Source organism: Enterococcus sp. DIV1208 (assembly GCF_050530455.1).
Classification (GTDB): Bacteria; Bacillota; Bacilli; order Lactobacillales; family Enterococcaceae; genus Enterococcus_B; species Enterococcus_B hirae.
In genome coordinates, this window is sequence record NZ_CP172887.1 from 358,275 (window position 1) to 379,486 (window position 21,212).

General features: G+C 39.4%; 18 protein-coding genes. 14 read left to right on the forward strand and 4 right to left on the reverse strand.

What is annotated here, in order from left to right:
• Nucleotides 1-46: 46 nt before the first annotated feature.
• Nucleotides 47-1,012, reverse strand: coding sequence for an AraC family transcriptional regulator (locus tag IGK91_RS01650; RefSeq protein ID WP_034866085.1), 966 nt, complete (start codon nt 1,010-1,012; stop codon nt 47-49).
• 463 nt (nt 1,013-1,475) lie between these two features.
• On the opposite strand from IGK91_RS01650, the gene IGK91_RS01655 reads away from it, so the two are divergent.
• The 5 genes from IGK91_RS01655 (at nt 1,476) to IGK91_RS01675 (ending at nt 9,141) form a co-directional block, all read left to right on the forward strand.
• The gene (locus tag IGK91_RS01655) at nt 1,476-3,467 is read left to right on the forward strand and encodes an amylo-alpha-1,6-glucosidase (RefSeq protein ID WP_081123480.1); all 1,992 of its coding nucleotides are present in this window, start codon (nt 1,476-1,478) and stop codon (nt 3,465-3,467) included.
• A gap of 17 nt (nt 3,468-3,484) precedes the next feature.
• Complete coding sequence (locus IGK91_RS01660; RefSeq protein WP_010720189.1) at nt 3,485-4,825, forward strand: MFS transporter; 1,341 nt, start codon at nt 3,485-3,487, stop codon at nt 4,823-4,825.
• A 111-nt stretch (nt 4,826-4,936) separates the two neighbouring features.
• Complete coding sequence (locus IGK91_RS01665; protein ID WP_010738531.1) at nt 4,937-5,908, forward strand: AraC family transcriptional regulator; 972 nt, start codon at nt 4,937-4,939, stop codon at nt 5,906-5,908.
• A 302-nt stretch (nt 5,909-6,210) separates the two neighbouring features.
• Nucleotides 6,211-7,542 (forward strand): MFS transporter, encoded by a 1,332-nt coding sequence (locus IGK91_RS01670; protein ID WP_181934173.1) that lies wholly within the window; start codon nt 6,211-6,213, stop codon nt 7,540-7,542.
• An 18-nt stretch (nt 7,543-7,560) separates the two neighbouring features.
• Nucleotides 7,561-9,141, forward strand: a complete 1,581-nt coding sequence (locus tag IGK91_RS01675) for a family 78 glycoside hydrolase catalytic domain (RefSeq protein ID WP_081123481.1) — start codon at nt 7,561-7,563, stop codon at nt 9,139-9,141.
• A 264-nt stretch (nt 9,142-9,405) separates the two neighbouring features.
• On the opposite strand, the gene IGK91_RS01680 is transcribed toward IGK91_RS01675, so the two are convergent.
• From IGK91_RS01680 to IGK91_RS01690, 3 genes are read right to left on the reverse strand one after another with little or no spacing between them, the layout of a single operon-like run.
• Nucleotides 9,406-9,651, reverse strand: a complete 246-nt coding sequence (locus IGK91_RS01680; protein ID WP_010720185.1) for a hypothetical protein — start codon at nt 9,649-9,651, stop codon at nt 9,406-9,408.
• Between the two features lie 59 nt (nt 9,652-9,710).
• Nucleotides 9,711-10,208, reverse strand: a complete 498-nt coding sequence (locus tag IGK91_RS01685) for a hypothetical protein (protein WP_181934174.1) — start codon at nt 10,206-10,208, stop codon at nt 9,711-9,713.
• Nucleotides 10,171-11,559 carry a Y-family DNA polymerase gene (locus tag IGK91_RS01690; RefSeq protein ID WP_010738528.1) on the reverse strand — a complete coding sequence of 463 codons (1,389 nt, stop codon included), beginning with the start codon at nt 11,557-11,559 and terminating at the stop codon, nt 10,171-10,173. The genes IGK91_RS01685 and IGK91_RS01690 overlap by 38 nt, the downstream gene beginning before the upstream one ends.
• A 383-nt stretch (nt 11,560-11,942) precedes the next feature.
• Here IGK91_RS01690 and IGK91_RS01695 point away from each other — a divergent pair, with 383 nt between their 5' ends.
• The 9 genes from IGK91_RS01695 to pheA all read left to right on the forward strand — a co-directional run bounded on the left by IGK91_RS01695 (nt 11,943) and on the right by pheA (nt 21,106).
• The gene (locus IGK91_RS01695) at nt 11,943-12,176 is read left to right on the forward strand and encodes a DUF1858 domain-containing protein (protein ID WP_010738527.1); all 234 of its coding nucleotides are present in this window, start codon (nt 11,943-11,945) and stop codon (nt 12,174-12,176) included.
• Nucleotides 12,173-13,477, forward strand: coding sequence for a DUF438 domain-containing protein (locus tag IGK91_RS01700; RefSeq protein ID WP_081123483.1), 1,305 nt, complete (start codon nt 12,173-12,175; stop codon nt 13,475-13,477). Before IGK91_RS01695 ends, IGK91_RS01700 begins: the two co-directional genes overlap by 4 nt.
• Nucleotides 13,478-14,115: 638 nt before the next feature.
• Nucleotides 14,116-15,135, forward strand: coding sequence for a 3-deoxy-7-phosphoheptulonate synthase (gene aroF, locus IGK91_RS01705; protein ID WP_010738525.1), 1,020 nt, complete (start codon nt 14,116-14,118; stop codon nt 15,133-15,135).
• Between the two features lie 15 nt (nt 15,136-15,150).
• Nucleotides 15,151-16,215: a 3-dehydroquinate synthase gene (aroB, locus tag IGK91_RS01710; protein WP_181934175.1), complete on the forward strand. Its 1,065-nt coding sequence runs from the start codon at nt 15,151-15,153 to the stop codon at nt 16,213-16,215.
• Entirely contained in the window at nt 16,216-17,379 is a 1,164-nt protein-coding gene (gene aroC, locus IGK91_RS01715; RefSeq protein WP_010720178.1) for a chorismate synthase, read from the forward strand.
• Nucleotides 17,380-17,391: 12 nt separating this feature from the next.
• Nucleotides 17,392-18,471: a prephenate dehydrogenase gene (locus IGK91_RS01720; RefSeq protein WP_034866089.1), complete on the forward strand. Its 1,080-nt coding sequence runs from the start codon at nt 17,392-17,394 to the stop codon at nt 18,469-18,471.
• 4 nt (nt 18,472-18,475) lie between these two features.
• Nucleotides 18,476-19,762, forward strand: a complete 1,287-nt coding sequence (gene aroA / locus IGK91_RS01725) for a 3-phosphoshikimate 1-carboxyvinyltransferase (protein ID WP_010738521.1) — start codon at nt 18,476-18,478, stop codon at nt 19,760-19,762.
• Entirely contained in the window at nt 19,759-20,289 is a 531-nt protein-coding gene (locus IGK91_RS01730) for a shikimate kinase (protein WP_181934176.1), read from the forward strand. Before aroA ends, IGK91_RS01730 begins: the two co-directional genes overlap by 4 nt.
• Nucleotides 20,261-21,106: a prephenate dehydratase gene (pheA, locus tag IGK91_RS01735; RefSeq protein WP_081123486.1), complete on the forward strand. Its 846-nt coding sequence runs from the start codon at nt 20,261-20,263 to the stop codon at nt 21,104-21,106. Before IGK91_RS01730 ends, pheA begins: the two co-directional genes overlap by 29 nt.
• Nucleotides 21,107-21,212: the final 106 nt, after the last annotated feature.

A 21,212-nucleotide genomic window follows, 5' to 3' on the forward strand; every position in this document is an offset into this window, starting at 1 on the left:
CAGTTGGAATTAGAGAGTTGTACCATTCATGTTTCAACTACTCTTTTTACATCCGTTTTTTTCGGAAATAATCAGGTGTTTTTCCGGTTTCTTTTTGGAAAAGTTTGAAAATCGAAGGGACACTTTTATAGCCGATTTTTAAGGCAATCGTACTTAAACTATCGTTTGTTTCTAGCATGAGTCGCTTTGCTTCAGATAAGCGTTTTTGATCGATCAACTCTTGGAAACTACTACCGGTTTTATTTTTTAACAAGTTGCTTAAATATTTTTTGTTATAGCCAAAAGTTTCTCCTAATTGCTGTAAGGTGATTTCTGCATAGTGATCATTGATATAATCTAAGATTTGAATCAGCGGCTCATTACGAATCGTTTTTTTATTCGTGATAATCACTGGTGCTTGCGCGCTTTCTACCATCAGTGAAGAAAATAATAAATTCAGCAAAAGTTGCTTATGCACAGACTCTTTTTGATAAGTGGTCATCATCAGACTTTTAATTAGCTGATACGCTAAGGGACTCATTGATAAGTCTAGTAGGATATAACTAGTATGTTCAGTAGGCGAACGGGTTGCTTGAAAGAAAAAATCTGTGATTAGATTATTGGATTTTGGTAGATTAGGCAATAGAATATTTTGAATAGCTGGAATATCAAGGAGGAAATTGATCAAGATATCCTCTGCTCCTACATAATCGATTTGTTGGATAACCTTACTATCTAACAGAAGTAACTGTCCTTTTTCTAAATGAAAAACGTCACCGTTCAAACGCTGGGTGCACTGCCCATTGAATAAAAAATTCAACTCAATAAAATGATGGGTATGCGCGGGTGTGTAAGAAAATCTTGGATGTTTGTTAATTGCGATTGATCCAAACTCAAAGAACTTACTTTTAGGAATTTCTGGAACGATCGAACGATGATAGTTGAGGTTCATCGTATTAATATTTTTACCTGATTTTTTTTGCAATTTTTCGATTTCCGTTTCTTTGAATAACTCTGCGATCCATTTCTCCATGAACTTCACCTCTTAATGATCATCTTACCTTGCTATTAATGTAACACAACTTCTTAACCAAAAAACCTGTAGATTTGATATAAACATTCTGGATTTTGGAAATTGTTCCCTGAATATGAAAGCGGTTAATATGTAGAGGGAGAAAAAGCATAAGTGTTTAGGAAGGAGAACTTAAATCTATTTAACTATTGATTGATAACGGCCGTTCCTGTTTTTTTTAAGTGATGGAAAGTACAAAACGGAAATTTCTAACTTATTTTTGAAGAAGAGTGAGCTATCAAAATGACTAAACAAATGTGTTCATTTGGCTTAACTTTCGCTAGTTTGGGTGAGACGTACGGGGCTGTTTCATTTGTTATTAATCAATGTGTTCAAAAGGCTTAGACTATCAGTTATTGACAATGAGAAAAAAGAATCGTGCATGATTACCATTGCTACGATCCAAAACCAAGGAGTGTGGAAGATGAATAGTGAAAAACAAACAAGATGGTTATGGTACCCAGGAGATTTTGAAATCAGACAAGGATTATTACAAAATTTTTCAAGAGAAGAAAGAGGCTATGACTGGCCTGCTTATTGGAACGTTGATGATTGTCATAAAAATGTGAAATTCAAACGTTACTACGAACTGACAGAACCAACTTCTTTTATTGTTTATGCAACAGGGATTGGCTATGTGGAAGTGAATGGGAAAAAGTATCCACTTAAAGAAACAATCAATTGTCAGCCTGGAAAGAATAAAATCAGGATTTTTGTAGGCAACGCAACTGGATTACCCGCTGTCTTTGTCGAAGGAGAGGTTATCAAGAGTGATGTAGGTTGGCGAGCAAGTAACTTTATTGAAGAACTACCAGCTGGTTGGAGCTCACTTTATTTGGATAAAGCAAACGATCCAAATCATGTCTATTTTGAAAAAAAAGTGGTTACACCTGTTTCAATCAACGAACAGAATGATGGGGTATTGATTGATTATGGTCGTGCGGTTTACGGAACACTGGCGATCAAAAAAATGACACATGGGCAACCGATCATGATTTGCTATGGTGAATCTGCATCAGAAGCATTGGATGTGGAGATGTGCTATTACAAAGAAAAAGCAGCTACTGTTGAAACAATCCCAAGAAAGCGTGCTTTTCGGTATTTGTTTGTTCCAGATGTTGCGAAGGAAGAAATTGAGATCGAGGCGATCCATGAATCCCTTCCTTTAACCAATCATGCTGCTTTTTCTTCAGACAATGTCCTTTTAAACAAGATTTGGGAAGTTTCTGTGGAAACATTTACCCTATGTAGTGGATTGTTCTTTATCGATGGGATCAAGCGAGATCGGTGGATCTGGTCAGGCGATGCTTACCAAAGCTATTTTATCAACCAATATCTCTTTTTCGATGAAGAAATCAATACCCGAACGATGTTAGCGCTTCGTGGGCAAAATGAAATCAAGCAACATATGAATACGATCGTTGACTACTCGATTTTATGGATCATCGCTGTTGAGAATCACTATCTAATGACGGGTGACACGGTTTTCTTGAAACAAATCTATCCTAAGATGAAGACGATGATGGACTATCTCCAAGCACAAACGAATGAACTTGGCTTTATTTATGGGCGAGAAAAAGATTGGTTGTTTATTGACTGGACGGAGATGGATCGAGAAGGAACCTTGGCAGCAGAACAAATTCTATTGCTTAAAGCTTACCAAACGATGATGACTTGTGGAGCTGTTTTGGGTGAAGTAGATGACTATGAACAGAAGTATCAACAACTAAAAGAAAACGTCATGAGCTATTTCTGGGACGAAGAAAAGCAGGCATTTATTGATTCCTATGAATCGAAAAAGCGCCACGTAACTCGTCATGCCAATATCTTTGCCATTTTATTCGATTTAGTAGAACAAGAAAAGAAAGAACAGATTTTAACCCATGTATTGTTAAACCCTGAAATTACCCAGATCACGACACCTTATTTCAAATTTTTCGAGCAAGATGCTCTATGTAAAATGGGTCAAACAGACCAAGTGTATCAAATCATCTGTGATTACTGGGGCGGAATGGTTGAAAGAGGGGCAGTGACATTCTGGGAAGAATATATCCCTGAGGAAACGGGCGAACAAGTGTATGAAATGTATGGGGATCCTTTTGGCAAAAGCTTATGCCATGCTTGGGGAGCAAGCCCGATCTATCTATTAGGCAGATATTTCGCAGGTGTCCGACCACTTTCACCAGGATATCAAACTTTCGTTGTTGAACCTAATCTAGCTGCTTTTGAAAGTCTAAACATGCAAATACCAATCAAAAATGGACTTGTCACAATCAATAAAGAACAAGAACAGCTACACATCTCAACGACACGAGAAGGAGGGATTCTCCGTATCAACCAGCAAGTGGTTCATTTAGAGCCAGGAAAAAATTATGATATCTCCCTTGAAACAACTAAGAGCAAACAACTGATTTGAAAAAGGAGAGGATTGGAATGCAACAAACACGAATCAGTGTAAAGGAAAAAATTGGTTTTGCTTTAACAAATCTCGGAAATATCCCAGTGATGACGTTGTTGAATACGTACCTTTTGATTTTTTATACCGATGTAATTGGCATTAATCCTGCTGTAGTTAGTACGCTTTTTCTGGTCTCCAGACTACTTGATGGTTTCAGTGATCCTTTATTAGGTTTTTTGATCGATCGTTTCCCAGTGACACGCTTTGGCAAATATCGCCCGATTTTGGTGCTGGGAACAGTGATTTGTTGTATCAACTATTTACTCGTTTGGTTTGCACCGTTACTTTTTACTAGTCAAAAAATCGTCGTTATCTATATTTCTTATATTTTGTTAGGTATCACTTTTGATTTAATGGATATCCCATTAAATAGTTTGATCCCCGTATTAACCGATCAAGAAGCCGATCGAAACATCTTGTCGTCCATAAAAGGTGTGTCGTATACAGTAGGACCTACTTGTTTGAATATTTTGGCACCGTTGATCCTTTCCGCTTACAATAATGGGCTTTCTGGGTATACCTTGTTGATTGTCGGAACGGTACTAGTCGTCTTGTTCTTCACGATTTTTGGTACATTAGCACTGAAAGAAAGAGGGAATGAAGAGCCCGCTGAATTATCGCAAGAGCGCGGCTATTCTTATAAAGAAGCGCTTGCTATCTTAAAAATTCGTCCAGTGATGACCCTATTTATCAGTATGCTTTTTATTACCGCCGCAAGCAATATCTTTAGTGGATCGCTTTTGTATTATTTGAACTATATTTTGAATGACACAAAATTGCTAAGTTTCGCTAGTTTTTTAGGACTGTTTGGTGCTTTAGGAGCAGGTGTGTTGGTCCCTAGTTTATCTAAGCGATGGGGGAAGAAAAAAGTATATGTTGGCGCATTATCTTTACTCTGTTTAGCGATGATCGTGATGATCGGCGTGCATCAATCGAAAATGATTTTCTTAGGGGCTTATCTTGCTGTCCAAGTTGGCTTAGGGCTAACCAATACTTTGCAGTATAGTTTATCTGCTGATAACGTGGATCAAATAAAACACGAGTTGGGAATTGAAACAGCAGCGCTGATCGCTTCATTGAATTCTTTTATCATGAAATTTGCGATGGCGATTGGTGGAGCTATCCCAGGATTTGTTTTGAGCTATACAGGCTATGTAGCGAATCAGGCGCAATTATCTAGCGCATCATTTGGCATTATTTTCTCTACTTTTGTAGTACCACTTGTTTTTTATCTAATCACGCTCGGTGTTTTCCAAATCGGTTATCCAGCGAACTATTTATTTGTTACGACTAAGGAAAAACCTTCCATTGGTTGATTTGCTGCTTTTTCGTTCGTTAGACTGAAAGATAGTTACCTAATTACCTAAAAGATCTGGTTGCTATTGACGAAAAGCTAACTGAAAATGAAGAAAAAGGGGAGGATGCCAGTGTTTACCTTTGAGCAACTAAAAATATTTTTGATGGAAAATAACGAAATTGAATGTCGACAACAAATTGATGGTCAAAATATCAATGACCAACAGTTGCCCTATGAGACAGTCGCAGTACCTAAAATGCCCAAAAACCAATTTTTCAAAGAGGGTAATATCTTTATCAATAAACATCATCGTTACGCTGAAATGCCTGCACATACGCATGGATTTGTTGAATTTAACTATATGTTGTCTGGTTCATGTGTCCAATATGTCAACGATAAGAAAATTCACTTGAAAGAAGGTGAATTGCTGTTATTAGACAAAGAAATCGTTCAGCGTATCGATCCTTTAGAAGAGGAAGACCTTTTGATCAATATTTTATTGAAAGGGGAATCGATTACGACTGACATCGTGATCAATATGGTGAAGTCACGTGGATTGGTCAATGAATTTCTATTAAATGCTTCGCAGGAAAAAGGAAAACATGATGAATTTATCCATTTTCATTGTGGTGATAACTTAGAAGTGCAAGGGTTATTGCACAAAATGATTTTGGAATATTACAACAAACAAGACTATTATATGCGGGCACTGAATCTGAGATTGTCTTTACTATTGATCGAACTTACCCGTGATTTAGAAGAATATGTTACGCAACGTGAGAATCAGGAATTATTAGAGATTTTACGATATATCGATCTTCATTTTCGAAAACTGACACTGAAAAATCTAGCGAAACATTTTGGTTATAATGCAAATTATTTAAGTAATAAATTGAAAAAAGAAACAGGGAGTTCTTTCCAAGAATTGATCAATTCTTTGCGGTATAAAACGATGATCGAGTTGATGAGAGAAACGAATAAAACTTTTGAAGAAATCTCGTATGAACTTGGTTTTGAAACTCTTGCTTCTTTGTACAAATTAGTCGGAAAATACACAGAACTGACACCTAAAGAACTCAAAGATAGTCTGTTAAAAAAATAGAATAGGCAGTTGTGATGCAACGAGTCCTTTTTCTCAGGTGATCTGTAAAAAAGATTTGACCAATTATGAACTGGCAATGAAAAGCGAAGATTAACGAAAGCGTATTCCAAATGTATTGGATAAGTGTGAACCTTCTTTTCGTTTCCTGAATGTTCGAAAAAGAATCGCTTGTTTGATTCGCTGAAGCATACGAATGTGATTTGGATAAAAAGAACACTTTTTTTGCTATAGTCCTGAGTAATTCATACGTTTACAATTCTAACTGTTCGAACTTATAAAACTTATTTTAAGGAGTGTTTTTTATGAAGAAACAACAGGCATCAACTACTACCACGGTCAAAGAGTATTCGCCTCTAGCTGTCGCTGCTGGAATTGGCTCCATGCTTGGATCTGGCTGTATTGTTGGACTCTCAGCGACGATTCCCGTTTGGCAAAAGGGACTAGAGCTGACAACTGGACAAGTCGGGATCGTTTCTGGCGGGCTAACTTTTGCAATCGCTTTCGGATCGCTGTTTACCGGACAGATATCAAAAGCATTTGGCTTGATCCGTTCATTTAACTGGATCAATTTGTTTTACGCGATCGGAGCTGCGGTCTGTATTCTAGCCACAAGTTTCCCAATGCTCTTATTAGGCGTGATTATCATGGGCGTAGCATCTGGAGCAGACTTACCATTAAGTTTGACCGTTGTTTCTCATGATGCACCTGATGAGCATACTTCTGCTCGTTTGATTTCTTCCACACAGATTTTTTGGCAGGTGGGGATATTCATTTCTTACATCTGTTCGTTTCTTTTATCGGGAATCGAAGGTGTGTTAGGAGCAAGAATTGTTTTTGCCATCTTATTTACGTTTGCAGTGATCACTTGGTTATGGCGGACACTTTCACCTAAGTTTAGACAATTTCATGAAGCCGGAGCTGCTCGACAAGCAATGACCAAAATGACAAGCGACTCGAAAGAAGTTTCTTTCAAGACAGTACTATTTGGGGAAAACAAACAAAAATACCTTGGCTTTTTCGCCGCTATCTTGATTTTTTATGTGTGTTGGAACCTCTTAGCGAATACTTGGGGACAATTTCAAACCTATGCTTTGACAAATGCCGGAGCTAGTCAAGCACAAGCTACAGGATTAGGGATCGGGTTGAATGTGATTTCTTTAGCAACAACGATTGCATTTGCCTCTGTTGCAGGTGGTAAATTTAGAAACAAAGCTTTCTTTATTGGGGCAGTCGTTCAATTTGGCGCAATGTTAGGTATGGCATTGATCGGTGGTGGTGCAGGATTTATTGCATTAGCGATCACAATTGCTTTTTATAATTTTGGGAATCCACTAGCCGGAGAAGCAATCTACAAAGTGTGGACACAAGAATCTTTCCCAGCAGAAACACGAGCTTCACTTCAAGGGTTCATCAATGGTTTTTCAAGAATGTGTTGTGGATTATTTGCTTTTGTTACCCCTTACTTAGTTGCTCCTGATCGTATCCAGACGTCTATGTTTGGCTTTGCGGGAATCGTTTTAGTAGCAACAATTGCTGGAGTAATCATGATGCGTCTACAGAAAAAATACCCAGTGATTGATCCGGTGGATAAAGAGTTGGCTGAAGGAAAAATGACTGCATCGTTCACCAAGTAAAGAAGAGGAGAAAGCAAAATGGCATTTACTTTTCAAATCAATCAAGATGTGCGTTGGGAAAAGGACGAGGCACTGTTAACCAAAGCACAACAACATGTACCAAATCTCCTGAAAACGAAGATCGAACCAGTAGCAATCACTGAAGTCGTTGAAGACCCACATGGTTTGAATGGGTATTCAGCAATTAACAGTGACAAAGAAATCACACAACTAGCTGATTATACTTTAAAAAGGGATGAAGCGATTATCTTAGATTTAGGGGATCATTATGTTGGGCATTTTAGTCTGTCCATTGACTCGGTTGGTTCGCCAATGGATGCGCCCTTATATTTACAACTGAAATTTGCAGAAGTACCCGCTGAACTTGCGGCAGATTCTAGTGCATATGATGGTTGGTTGTCAAAGTCTTGGATTCAAGAAGAATTTATCCATCTAGATGTTTTACCGGCACGTTTAGAATTACCAAGAAGATATAGCTGTCGTTATATTGAGCTAAAGGTGTTAGATACTTCACCCAAGTGGCAAGCTAGTTTTTCTGATCCGCTTTTTATCGCAGAAAGTTGTGTGTCACTCGACCAATTACCAAAGCCTGTGATCGCTGATGAAGAACTTGCTTCCATCTACCAAGTTTCTGTTAAAACATTATTTGATTGCATGCAAGAAGTCTTTGAAGATGGGCCCAAACGAGATCGCCGATTATGGATTGGTGATTTACGTTTACAAGCGTTAGCGAATTATGTGACTTTCGGTGATTTAGCTTTAACGAAACGTTGTCTTTATTTATTTGGTGGGATGACGACCAGTGAAGGGAAGATTCCAGCCAATGTTTTCACAGCCCCGCAATTGACGCCAGATGATACGTTTTTATTCGACTATAGTTTGTTTTTTGCAGTGATCTTAGCTGATTTTTACCATCAGACGAAAGATTCAGTTGTCTTGCAGGATTTATATCCAGTAGCGAAAAAGCAGATGGAACTAGCACTGACATGTGTCGATGAAGAGGGACGCCTGAATTTGTTAGAAGAGTGGCCAGTATTTATTGACTGGTCGAATGAGTTTGAAAAGAGTACAGCAGGGCAAGCAGTGTTGATCTATGCGATGAAACGATTCAACCAGTTGGCAGAACAAATGAAAGATCCACAACTGAGTCATTACCAAGAAACAACAGAGAAACTGATTGCGTTTGCGAAGCAACAATTATTTGATGAAGAACAAAAGCAGTTTATTATTGAAACAACCGGAGAAATCAATGTGGCGAGTCAAGTTTGGATGGTTTTAGCAGAGGTCTTTGATCAACCAATGAATCGAGAAATTTTGGAGACGATGATTGCTCATCATTTTCCGATCACAGGGATTGCTACACCTTATATGTATCATCATGTAGTCGAAGCGTTATTTGTAGCTGGACTTCAAGAAGAAGCTATCCAGTTAATGAAAAACTATTGGGGCAAAATGATTCAGCTGGGAGCAGACACTTTTTGGGAAGCTTTTAAACCAGAAGAACCAGATTTTTCTCCTTATGGCAGCCCGATCATCAGTAGTTATTGCCATGCGTGGAGCTGTACGCCAGCGTACTTGATCGAAAAATATCTAAATTGAAAAAGCAGTCAGTTACTTTACATTGTCAACTGAAAAAAAGACAGTTGGATCGTTAAGTAATGATTCACTGATTCATCCTAGACATAAGCAAAAAATCTCAAAACCATTTTTGCGGTTTTGAGATTTTTTGCTGTAGTATGAAACGGACGAGCAGTTTATCCGTATAATCAAAGGTTTATCGCTTACGAGAAGACTTGTACGTTTTTTGGGGGGAGTCCATGCGTTCCATATAATAGGATTAGGTGTTCCAATTATATGGCTTTGTTAGGATGTCGGTTCCTTTAGATGTAAAATATCTTCCCAAAAGTGAAAGTATTGATCGGTCAATTGGATTTCAACGATGTCCACCCAATGAATCAATTGCTCATCTAAGGAAAATCCTTTTTCTGTCATGTCTCGTTGGACAAATCCTCGATAAGTGTTGTTATCCTTACAGCGGACAATGATTTCTTGTTTGGCAATAAACGCAGTGATAGCGATCGTTTCAAAATGTTGATGGACTGTTTTCAAAAAATCACTTCTTTCTAGTTTAATGAAATAGGCATTTTATGCTGATCAATGACAAAACGCTACTCTTCTTCAGGAAAACTTTGGTAAAATTCATCTTTGATCGGAACGATCTCTTCGTTAAGACTTCGGTTATTTAACGTTTCATGTTGTGTGACTGACTGGGGAAAATAGGAAACATCAAACCACTTATCTTCCTGTTTTATTTGAACATGTCGGACGTCACACCAGTGAACGGTCTGTTCTTCAAGGATAAAATAGTCGTGATAAGCTTCACCAGTAAAGAAACCCTCGATGCTATCTAAGTAGCGGCCAAATTCATCTTTGGTATTTAATTGCAGACTTACTTTTTTATGGTAAAGAAAAGCCTCTAATAAAACACTATCCATTTCTTCTCGAGACATTTGTTCCAACGGACGAATCTCTTTCACTGCCCACGCTTCATTTTTTTTGATCCCAGTGACTAGCTCTTCCATAGCGAATGCGGTGCCCCATTTTAATCCGAATGGGCGATCTCGGTATTCATTGTAGTCGAGAAATTCTTTTTTTGTTCGACGCATAGCCCTCACCTTCAATACCGGCATGACCACCAGCGTGTCCGCCAACGAGTGAACTCCTTGCGATCGCACGGCCACCTTCTAATAAGCTATGGGCATGGACAATTGCACTGAACCCATATTTTTGGCGAATACGATCAACGACAAAATCGATTTTGGCATCGTTGACTTGTTCATCGGGATCTGCAAATAGATTCAATTGCAGACTGTCTGTGTAAATTAGTTTGGAGCAGTTGACACCGACACTGCGAATGTCTTGATGCTGGTAATGTTTACGAAAAAGATTCAATAAAATGAGACTGAGTTCATGACTAGAATTTGTCGGCTCCACTTTTAGTTGTTGATGAAATCCAGTTTTCCCTAGACGATCTCGATAACCTAAAGAGTAGCCCATCCACAAGCTAACAACTTGCGCTTTCGCATGTTCACGCCGCAGACGAGTTCCGACTTGATCAGCCATTTCTTTAAGAACGATTTCAAGTTCTTCACGCCTTGTATAATCACGATTCAAAATTTGACTATTCCCAATACTTTTTGATTTGGGGGTATAGTCTTCTCCTAAAAAACTTCGATCAATTCCCCAAGCATGGGCAAAAAGCTGGGTGCCAATCACTCCGAATTTTTCTTTTAATTGGTAATAATCCGCATGAGCTAAATCATAAACAGAATGAATCCCCAGTCGTTTGAGCCGTTTCGCTGTCTGATGACCAATTCCCCAAAAATCGGTGAGAGAAGGAATACGCCAAACATTGTCTGCTACATCTGCATAGCGCCATTCGGCCATTCGCTCTTTTCCTTTAGAACCGTTATCCAACGCTAACTTAGCTAGTAGTGGGTTATCACCAATCCCAATAGTTGTATGGATTCCTGTTTGTTGGTAGACATCCCGGTAGATGATTTCAGCTAATTCCCAAGCACTTTTGACTTTAAAAAGTTTCAAGCTGTTGGTGACATCAAGAAAGCTTTCATCAACAGAATAGACATGGTGATTCTCTTCATCCACGTACTTTTTATAAATAGCATTTATTTCGGTATTTTTTTTCATGTAGTAAGCCATTCGTGGAGGGACCATATAAAGATCGTCGGGATAGGGAAAGGGTAAATCCCTTGCTCGACTGATATTTGTAATATGATAGGCTTTTTTTGCAGCTGGACTAGCAGCTAAGATCAAGCCACTACCTCGTTCATCGGTTTTCCCTGACGGATAGGACATGACGACGAGTTTGGTTGTTAGAGGATCTAAATGACGTTCGGCACACTCAACAGAAGCATAAAACGACTTACAATCGATGCAAAGAATATCTCTCGAAGGTTCTTTTGTGTAATCAAAGACTGGATTTTGATTTCGAATCATATTCGCCACCTCTTCCTATTGATTAGAACACATGTTCGCGTTTTGTGTCAACGAAAAAACGTGATGGAATGGGTAAAAAAATAATAGAAAAGAAGACATTTGTCTTTTTATCGTTTAGAGAAATAGGTAGTATCTGGAGCAAAATTAGATTGAAAGAAAAAATTGCTAGATGACCTCCTCGTTTAATAAAAAATGTTATTTTATTTTTTGCTGATCAGAAAGTCATTAATAAGTTTTACTCTCAAAAAAAGAATGAGCCTAGGTATACTCATCGTTAGAATGGTAAAAAAGATTTGCTTTGAAATTATCGTGTAAAAGTGCACAAAATCGTTTATAATGAATCCGATCGAATGAGAACGATTCTCAATGAAGGAGGAAGTAAAATGAGAGAAATCGATTTTTCCAAAACATTATTTGAATTAGTTACTGAATATCCAGAAGTCAAACAAATCATGTCAGAGCTAGGATTTAATGCCATCAACCAACCTGGGATGTTGCAAACTGCTGGTCGCTATATGACGATTCCTAAAGGGGCTCAAATGAAAAAAATTCCTTTAGAACAAATTGTTACTGCTTTTGAAACATCAGGATTTATTGTGAAAGGATTGGTAAAATGAAACCCACGAATCAACGACAAGAACGGATTGTTGAAATCCTGTCACTTTTACATAAAGGTGGTTCTTTTGAAGAAGCAAAACGATTGTTCAATGAAGAATTTGAGGGAGTCGATGTTACAGAAATCACTGCTGCGGAAAAAGCATTGATTCAAAGCGGTCTTGATCCGTCAGAAATCCAAAAGTTATGTAATATCCATGCAGCTGTTTTTAAAGGAGCGATCAATGAGATCCATCATTCCAATTATGAACACGCACAACCAGGACACCCGATCCATACCTTAAAGTTAGAAAACCAAGTGTTGCAGTCGTTACTGACGGATGAAATTGACGGGTTATTGGCAAAAATGGCTAAAGGAGATTGGTCACAAAAGGAACGATTGCAACACGCTTTGACTGATTTATTGCAGATCGACAAGCATTATGCACGAAAAGAAACGTTGATCTTTTCTTATATGGAAAAATACGGAATCTCAGCCCCACCTAAAGTGATGTGGGGTGTAGATGATGATATCCGTGAAATGATCAAAGCGCTGAATGCTTATTTAGCTACAGACAAAGCGGCTTATAATCCGCTATCCGAAAAATGGGAAGCAGTAAAAACAGAAGTTGAAGAGATGATTTTTAAGGAAGAGGAGATCATGGTACCCATGACCTTAGATGTGTTTAGCCTTAAAGATTGGGCACAAATCGCTCATGACAGCTTTGATATCGGTTTTGCGTTTATCCCTGAACCACTTCCATGGAAGCCAAGCCAAGAATCACTCGAAAAAGAAAGCGAACGGGAACCAGCTCGTCAATTAGCCATTAAAAAAGCTAAAGAAACGACCGATGGTATTGCTGCTGGTCTTGGGATCGAAGAGTTTACGTCAGAGGCAGTTCAAGACGAAACAGCACCTATGACTGATTTAGTTGTGCAATTTCCGACAGGAGCGTTACAGTTGGAGCAATTAGTTGCCTTGTTTCAAGTGTTGCCTGTGGATTTGACATTTGTTGATCATGAGGATCGGGTTCGTTTCTTCTCAGAAGGAAAGAAACGGGTCTTTCCAAGAACTACTTCTGTCATTGGTCGTGAAGTCGTCAACTGTCATCCACCAAAAAGCATGCATCTTGTCCAACAAATACTTGACGATTTCCGTACAGGAACAAGGGATTCAGCAGAATTTTGGATTGATATGAGAGGACGGAAAATTTATATTCGCTACTTTGCTTTAAAAAATGAGACAGGTGATTATCTTGGGTGCTTAGAAGTCACGCAAGATATTACTGAGATCCAAAAGTTAGACGGACAAAAACGATTGTAAGAGCGGGCAAATTTCAAAATAAAGAACAATTTCAGCTCACTTTTGGGCTCGTTTGATTATAGAAGTAGAAGCCGGACATGCTGTTGATACTTTTCTATGGTATTTTCAGCATTCTCCTGCGACTATTTAGTGGGTAAATTGGAGTTTTTATCAGGTAAAAGCCCTTTTTTCATACCCTTTGATCATTTTATTCAAGAAATTGTTTGACTTCTTTCAAAAACATCTCTATACTTAAACTCAATCTTATATCAGTTTGGAGCGATTATTATGAAAATCACACATAGTTCACAACTGAATAATTATTACTTTAGCTATTTTAGATAAGTTTGTATTCATACGATTATGGGTGCAAACATCAGCGTTTGTTTGTATCTATGATGGCTAAGGATGTTTGAGATGACTTGCTCGCCGCATAGATGAAAAATCTATAGTGGCTTTTTTATTTGATTGATTCAGGGGCTCACTGTAGATGGATTTTCTACGGTGGGCTTTTTTTGTTACATAAAGGGGGAACTAAACGCATTCAAACAAGGTATAAGCAAAGTAACGATTGATTTGCAAGAATTTATGTAATCCAATCAAACAGCGAGGAAATCGATGAAGCGAAACACAAAATAAAAAACAAAGGGAGTTATTGTATGATCCTAATCATTAAACCAGGTATCCAAGAAAGTGAGTTAACACAAGTGATTGAACGTATTAAAGAAGAAGGGCTAGATGTACAGATCAACCATGGTAAAGATCGTTTTGTCTTAGGGCTTTTAGGAGATCCAAAGGTAATTCGGGATGTTCCGTTTGAACGCTACGATATCGTAGAACGTGCCGTACCGATTACCAATACGTACAAATTGACGTCACGAGAATTTCATCCTCAAGATACGATCGTTGATGTAGCTGGAGTGAAAATCGGTGATGGGAGTTTTGTGACAATGGCTGGTCCTTGTTCTGTCGAAGGGGAAGAGCAAATCATGGAGACAGCACGAATGGCTAAGGCTGGTGGTGCTAAAATCTTACGTGGTGGTGCCTACAAACCAAGAACGTCACCATACGCTTTCCAAGGATTAGGTGAAGAAGGGTTGAAAATGATGCGTAAAGCTGCGGATCATTATGACTTGAAAGTGATTACCGAAGTGATGGATGAAGCGCATATCGATGTGGTCAGTGAATACGCAGATATCATTCAAATCGGCGCACGAAATATGCAAAATTTCCGTTTATTAGAAGCTGTAGGACGAACAGGAAAACCAATTGGCTTAAAACGTGGCATATCAGGTACGATCGAAGAGTGGTTAAATGCCGCTGAATACATTGCAGTTCAAAACAATTCAAACATCATCTTCATTGAACGCGGAATCCGCACTTACGAAACAGCTACTAGAAATACATTCGATCTAAGTGCCGTACCACTGATCAAAAAATTAAGTCATTTCCCGATCATCGTTGACCCAAGTCATGGAACGGGTGTCTGGGACTTAGTGACACCAATGGCACGAGCAGGTGTTGCTAGTGGGGCAGATGGAATGATTGTAGAGATCCATCCTGATCCGATTCATGCTTGGTCTGATGGACAGCAGTCATTGAATGAGAAAAACTACCTGAAAATGATGAATGAAGTGGACATCTTAGTAGAAGCGATGAAGAAAATAAACGCTTTATAGAGAGGAGAAACACGGATGTTAGAAGTTGTCTTACCCGAAAAAAGCTATGAGATCATCATCCAGCGAAACGCACTAGATCAAGTCGCAGATTGGCTTTCCGGTTTATGGCAAGAAAAGAAAATTGCGATCATTAGTGATGAAAATGTCTTTCCGCTTTATGGTCAAAAGATACAACAACAATTAGCCGATCGGTATGAGGCTGTGAATTATGTTATTCCGGCTGGCGAAGAAAGTAAATCACTGTCGATGGCTGCTAAATTATATGATTTTCTAGCCACTGAACAATTGACGAGAAGTGATGGCATTATTGCTCTAGGTGGCGGTGTTGTAGGCGATTTAGCTGGTTTTGTGGCATCAACTTACATGAGAGGAATTTCTTTTGTACAGATTCCTACCTCCTTATTGGCACAAGTAGACTCAAGCATAGGTGGCAAAACAGCAGTCAATGCACCAAACGCTAAAAATATGATTGGCACATTTGCACAGCCAGACGGTGTGTTGATTGATCCAGAAACGCTGACGACATTACCAGTAAAAAGGATCCAAGAAGGAATTGCAGAAATCATCAAGTGTGGTGCGATCAAGGATGAAAGTCTTTGGAGAGAGTTAGCTCGTTTTATTGATGTAGCTGATTTAGTAGCACATAGCGAGCTAGTGATCGAAAAAGCTTTACGTGTAAAAAAAGAAGTGGTAGAAGAAGATCAATTTGATCAAGGCAGTCGTTTGTTCCTCAACTTTGGTCACACGATCGGACACGCTATCGAGCAAACAGCAGGATATGGACAGATTAGTCATGGAGAAGCAGTGGCGATCGGCATGGTACAAATCAGTCGGAATGCTGAAAAAAGGAAAGAAATACCTGAAGGAACGACGCAACAACTTATCAAGATGATCCAAAAGTATCAGTTGCCCATTTCTTACGAACCATGGGATGAACAGGCGTTGTTCCAGGCGATCACTCATGATAAAAAAGCCCGGGGAAAACAGTTGAAAATTATTTTATTAGAAAAAATCGGTCAGGCAAAAATCCAATCGATTCCAATCGAAGCAATCAAAAATTATTTAGAAGAAGGTGAGTAAATGCGTTACTTAACAGCAGGAGAATCACATGGGCCTAATTTGACAGCGATTATTGAAGGAGTTCCAGCAGGCTTAACCTTATCGATTGAGGCAATCAATCAAGAATTAGCTAGACGACAAGGTGGTTATGGTCGAGGTGGGCGCATGAAGATTGAAAAAGATCAAGTGACAATCACATCGGGTATTCGTCACGGCAAAACATTAGGCTCACCGATCACAATGACTGTCACGAACAAAGATTGGAAGAACTGGCAAACGGTGATGTCAGTTACTCCAGTTTCTGAAAAAGAAGAAAATCTACGACGAGTGGCTAAACCAAGACCAGGTCATGCCGATTTAGTTGGTGGTATGAAGTATCAACACCATGATCTTAGAAATGTATTAGAGCGTTCTTCCGCAAGAGAAACGACGATGCGAGTAGCAATCGGGGCACTAGCAAAACAGATTTTAGCTGCTTTAGATATAGAGATTGCTAGTCATGTAGCGATCCTTGGAGGAATCAAAGCGAATGTGCCAGAGAATTTGACCGTGACAGAAATCAAAGAAAAGACGACTATCTCCGAAGTGAACATGGTAGATCTAATGATTGAAGAGGAAGTAAAAGCCTTGATCGATGCTACTAAAAAAGCAGGAGACACTTTGGGAGGTGTAGTGGAAGTTCGGGTCGAAAATGTGCCAGCAGGGTTAGGGAGCTATGTACAGTGGGATAAAAAATTAGACGGTAAGTTAGCTCAAGCGATGTTAAGCATCAATGCTTTTAAGGGAGTCGAATTTGGAATTGGGTTTGAAGCTGCTTCGTTACCAGGATCACAGGTGATGGATGAAATCACTTGGGACGAAAGCGGCTATCACCGAGCAAGTAATCATTTAGGTGGCTTTGAAGGTGGAATGACCAACGGAGAACAGATTATTGTTCGGGGCGTGATGAAACCAATTCCTACTTTATATAAACCTCTCATGAGCGTGAACATCGATACTAAAGAACCTTATAAAGCTAGTGTGGAACGTTCCGATAGTACGGCAGTTCCAGCAGCTTCAGTCGTCGCAGAGCATGTGATTGCGACCACTCTTGTTCGCGAGATACTTGAGCATTTTCCAGCAGATAATATGCAAGAATTAAAAAAAGCCGTTGCAAATCACCGCCAAATGACCAAAGAATTCTAATCGGAGGTAGCGATGAAAAAAAAGGTGTTTGTCATAGGATTGGGTCTGATTGGCGCTTCCTTATGCCGAGCGATCAAAGGGTCAGCAATTACCCTTTATGGCTGGGATCATTCAGAAGAAACAAGAGAAATAGCGGAAAAAACACAGTTAGTCGATCAGGTTGTCACAGGGATCGAGGCAGCTAGTCAAATGGATGTGATTATCCTTGCCGTTCCAGTTCAAGTTAGCTTGGAGTATCTCAACTGTTTGGCGACACTTCCCTTGAAAGAAACAGTATTAGTAAGTGATACCGGAAGTACGAAAGCGACGATAATGGCGCTAGCGAAGCAACTCCCATTTGATTTTATTGGTGGGCATCCGATGGCTGGTTCACATAAATCAGGAGTAAAAGCAGGCAATCCGTATTTATTTGAAGAAGCGTATTATATCGTAACGGATGACTGTCAAAGTGAACGTACAGAAGAACTGATCGCTTTACTACGTCCTACTCGAGCAAAGTTTGTTCGCTTAACTGCCAAAGATCACGATGAGATCGTTGGGGTGCTAAGTCATTTGCCACATATTGTCGCTTCAGGATTAGTACAAATCAGTGAGCAGCTGAATCAAAAATATCCACGTGCCTCACAATTAGCCGCTGGCGGATTCCGGGATATTACACGGATTGCTTCATCAGATCCCCAAATGTGGACGGATATTTTAATGACGAACCAAGAAATGATGATTCAGTTGATGGAAGACTGGCAAGGCGCAATGGAAACGTTAAAACAGGAACTGATTGATCAAAACCAATCGGCAATTCAAGAGTTCTTTGTGCAGGCAAAACAAACACGGGATCAGTTGCCCCGGAAAAAACAAGGAGCGATTCCAGCTTTTTATGATTTATATGTCGATATTCCCGATATCGCTGGTGCTGTCGCAAAAGTTACTAACGTACTAAGTCAGGCAAATCTTTCCATTATTAATTTGAGCATCCAAGAAACAAGAGAAGATATTTTTGGTGTGTTAGAGTTGTCTTTTAAAAATCAAGCGGATTTACTTAAAGGACAGAAGCTGATCGAAGCCGAAAAATTTCATTGTTGGATAAGGAGTTGAAGTCATGAAACTATTGACAGCTAAAAATGGGATCAATGGAGAATTAGTGATTCCTGCTGATAAATCGATTTCCCATCGCAGCATCATGTTTGGTGCGATCAGCAAAGGAACTACGATCGTCAACAATTTTTTAAAAGCTGAAGATTGTTTAAGTACGATTGCAGTTTTTAAGCAATTAGGGGTACGTATTACCGAAAAAAATGAACAAATCATGATTGAAGGAAAAGGATTTGAAGGATTAACAGCACCATCTTCTAGGCTAGATGCAGGAAATTCTGGCACAACGATGCGCTTAGTATTAGGAATTTTAGCAGGCTGTCCATTTACTTCTGAGATTGCAGGGGATGCTTCTTTGAATCGCCGTCCGATGGAACGTGTGATGAAGCCATTGCGTGAGATGGGTGCTGATTTACAAGGAACGGCCGAAGCTGAATTTCCTCCACTAAAAGTAACTGGAAATACATTGCACGGGATCGAGTATCACATGCCCATTGCTAGTGCGCAAGTGAAGTCTGCTATCCTTTTTGCAGCTTTACAAGCCGAAGGGACCACTAAAATCATCGAGAAAGAACAGTCAAGGAACCATACCGAAGAGATGATCAAACAATTCGGTGGGAAGATCCAAGTGGAAGGAAAAGAAATTATAGTCACTGGACCACAGCAGTTGATCGGACAAGAAGTCACTGTCCCAGGGGATATTTCTTCGGCTGCGTTTTATCTCGTCGCAGCAAGTATTTTAGCAAACAGTGAAGTCCTCTTAAAACAAGTAGGAATCAATCCGACACGGACAGGGATTCTCGATGTGTTGATGCAAATGGGTGCTAATATTGAAGAAAGACAGCTGGATGAGCAAAATCAAGCAGCAGATTTGATTGTCCGTTCTGCGCAACTCCATGCTTGTGAGATCCAGGGAGAAATCATCCCACGCTTGATTGATGAGTTACCAATCATTGCATTAGCTGCTACTCAAGCAACAGGCACAACCATCATTCGTGATGCTCAGGAATTAAAAGTCAAAGAAACGAATCGGATTGATGCAACTGCGGAAGAATTAACGAAAATGGGTGCGAACATTGAACCGACAGAAGATGGTTTGATTATTCACGGACCAACATCTTTACATGGAGCGACAGTGGATAGCCATGGGGACCATCGAATTGGGATGATGTTACAAATCGCCGCTTTACTAACCGCAGAACCTGTCGAACTACTCAATCCTGAAGCAGTCAATATTTCATATCCTGAATTTTTTACGGATCTAGCCAAATTGGTTCAGGAGGACCCATCATGACGTCACTTGTATTGATCGGTTTTATGGGCGCTGGTAAGACGACGATCAGTAAAAAATTAGCGGCTCGATTGGATCAACCAGTCATCGATATGGATGACTATTTAGTTCAACAATTAGGCTGTTCCATTGAGCAATACTTTGCTACCTTCGGAGAAGCCGCGTTTCGCGACCACGAAACCGCTCTTTTAAAAACAATTTTACAAAAAAAGGCAGTGATCGCTACTGGTGGCGGGGTTGTCTTACAGAAAGAAAATCAGGAACTATTAAAACAGCAACAAGTCATTTATTTAAAAGGAGAAGCCGATATCTTGATCGAACGGATACGACAAGATCAAACAAATATTCGACCGTTAGCGTTAAAGAATAGTGACACAAAACTACGTGAGATCATGTGGGAACGGGAAAAAATATACAAAAGTTTAGCAAAAATCACGATAGATACGTCTAAGAAATCGCTAGACGAAATTATCACAGAAATCATAAAGTGGGTAGAAAATAATGATGAAAATTGGGTATCTAGGTCCTAAAGGTTCCTTTACTTATAGTGCAGCCACACGTTATTTCAAACAAGGTACTTTTCTTTCTTATGATTCCTTGATTGATTTGATCGAGGCACAATTAGAAAAAGAGATTACTTATGCAATGGTGCCGATCGAAAATACGATTGAAGGTTCTGTTTTGCCAACACTTGATCATGTGTATGAGACATTACCTTCTATTCAAGGAGAAATCGTTCTGCCGATCCGACAACAATTGATGGTCCATCCGACCCAACAAGCCAACTGGCGAAATATCACAAAGATTTGTAGTCATCCGCAAGCATTAGCCCAATCACAACTTTTTCTACGGGCAAATTTTCCAAAGGTCGAGATTGAACAAGTAGGTTCCACTGCCCAAGGAGCCCGGCAAGTAGCAACCCATCCAGAAGAATGTCTAGGTGCGATCGGCTCCAAAGAAGCTGCAAACGAATTTGGGTTGACCATCGTGCAATCAGATATCCAGTCCATTGCAACTAATGAGACCCGTTTTTGGGTTCTAAGTGCCGCGCCTGTTGATGCAAAATTACAAAAAAACAGTCATAAAGCGACATTCTTTGTGGATTTGCCAGAAAATAAACCTGGGGCGCTTTATCAAGTTCTTTCGGTCTTTGCTAATAATCAAGTGAATTTAACAAAAATCGAATCACGCCCACAAAAAACGCGGTTAGGCGAATACTTTTTTGTTATCGATGTTGCTATCGATGACAAGATCGACAAGGTGAATGAGCTGATGGAAGTGCTAAAAGAGCAAGGCTATCCTACGCATTTGGTTGGTTGTTATCCGGTTTATCACATCGATGAATGACTAAAAGCAACAAGATGGACGGAGACAAAAACCGCTCTTTAGTCCAAACAGATGATTTGCACACTTGAATAAATTCCTTTAGGCTTGAATTAAGCGATAAGAAAGG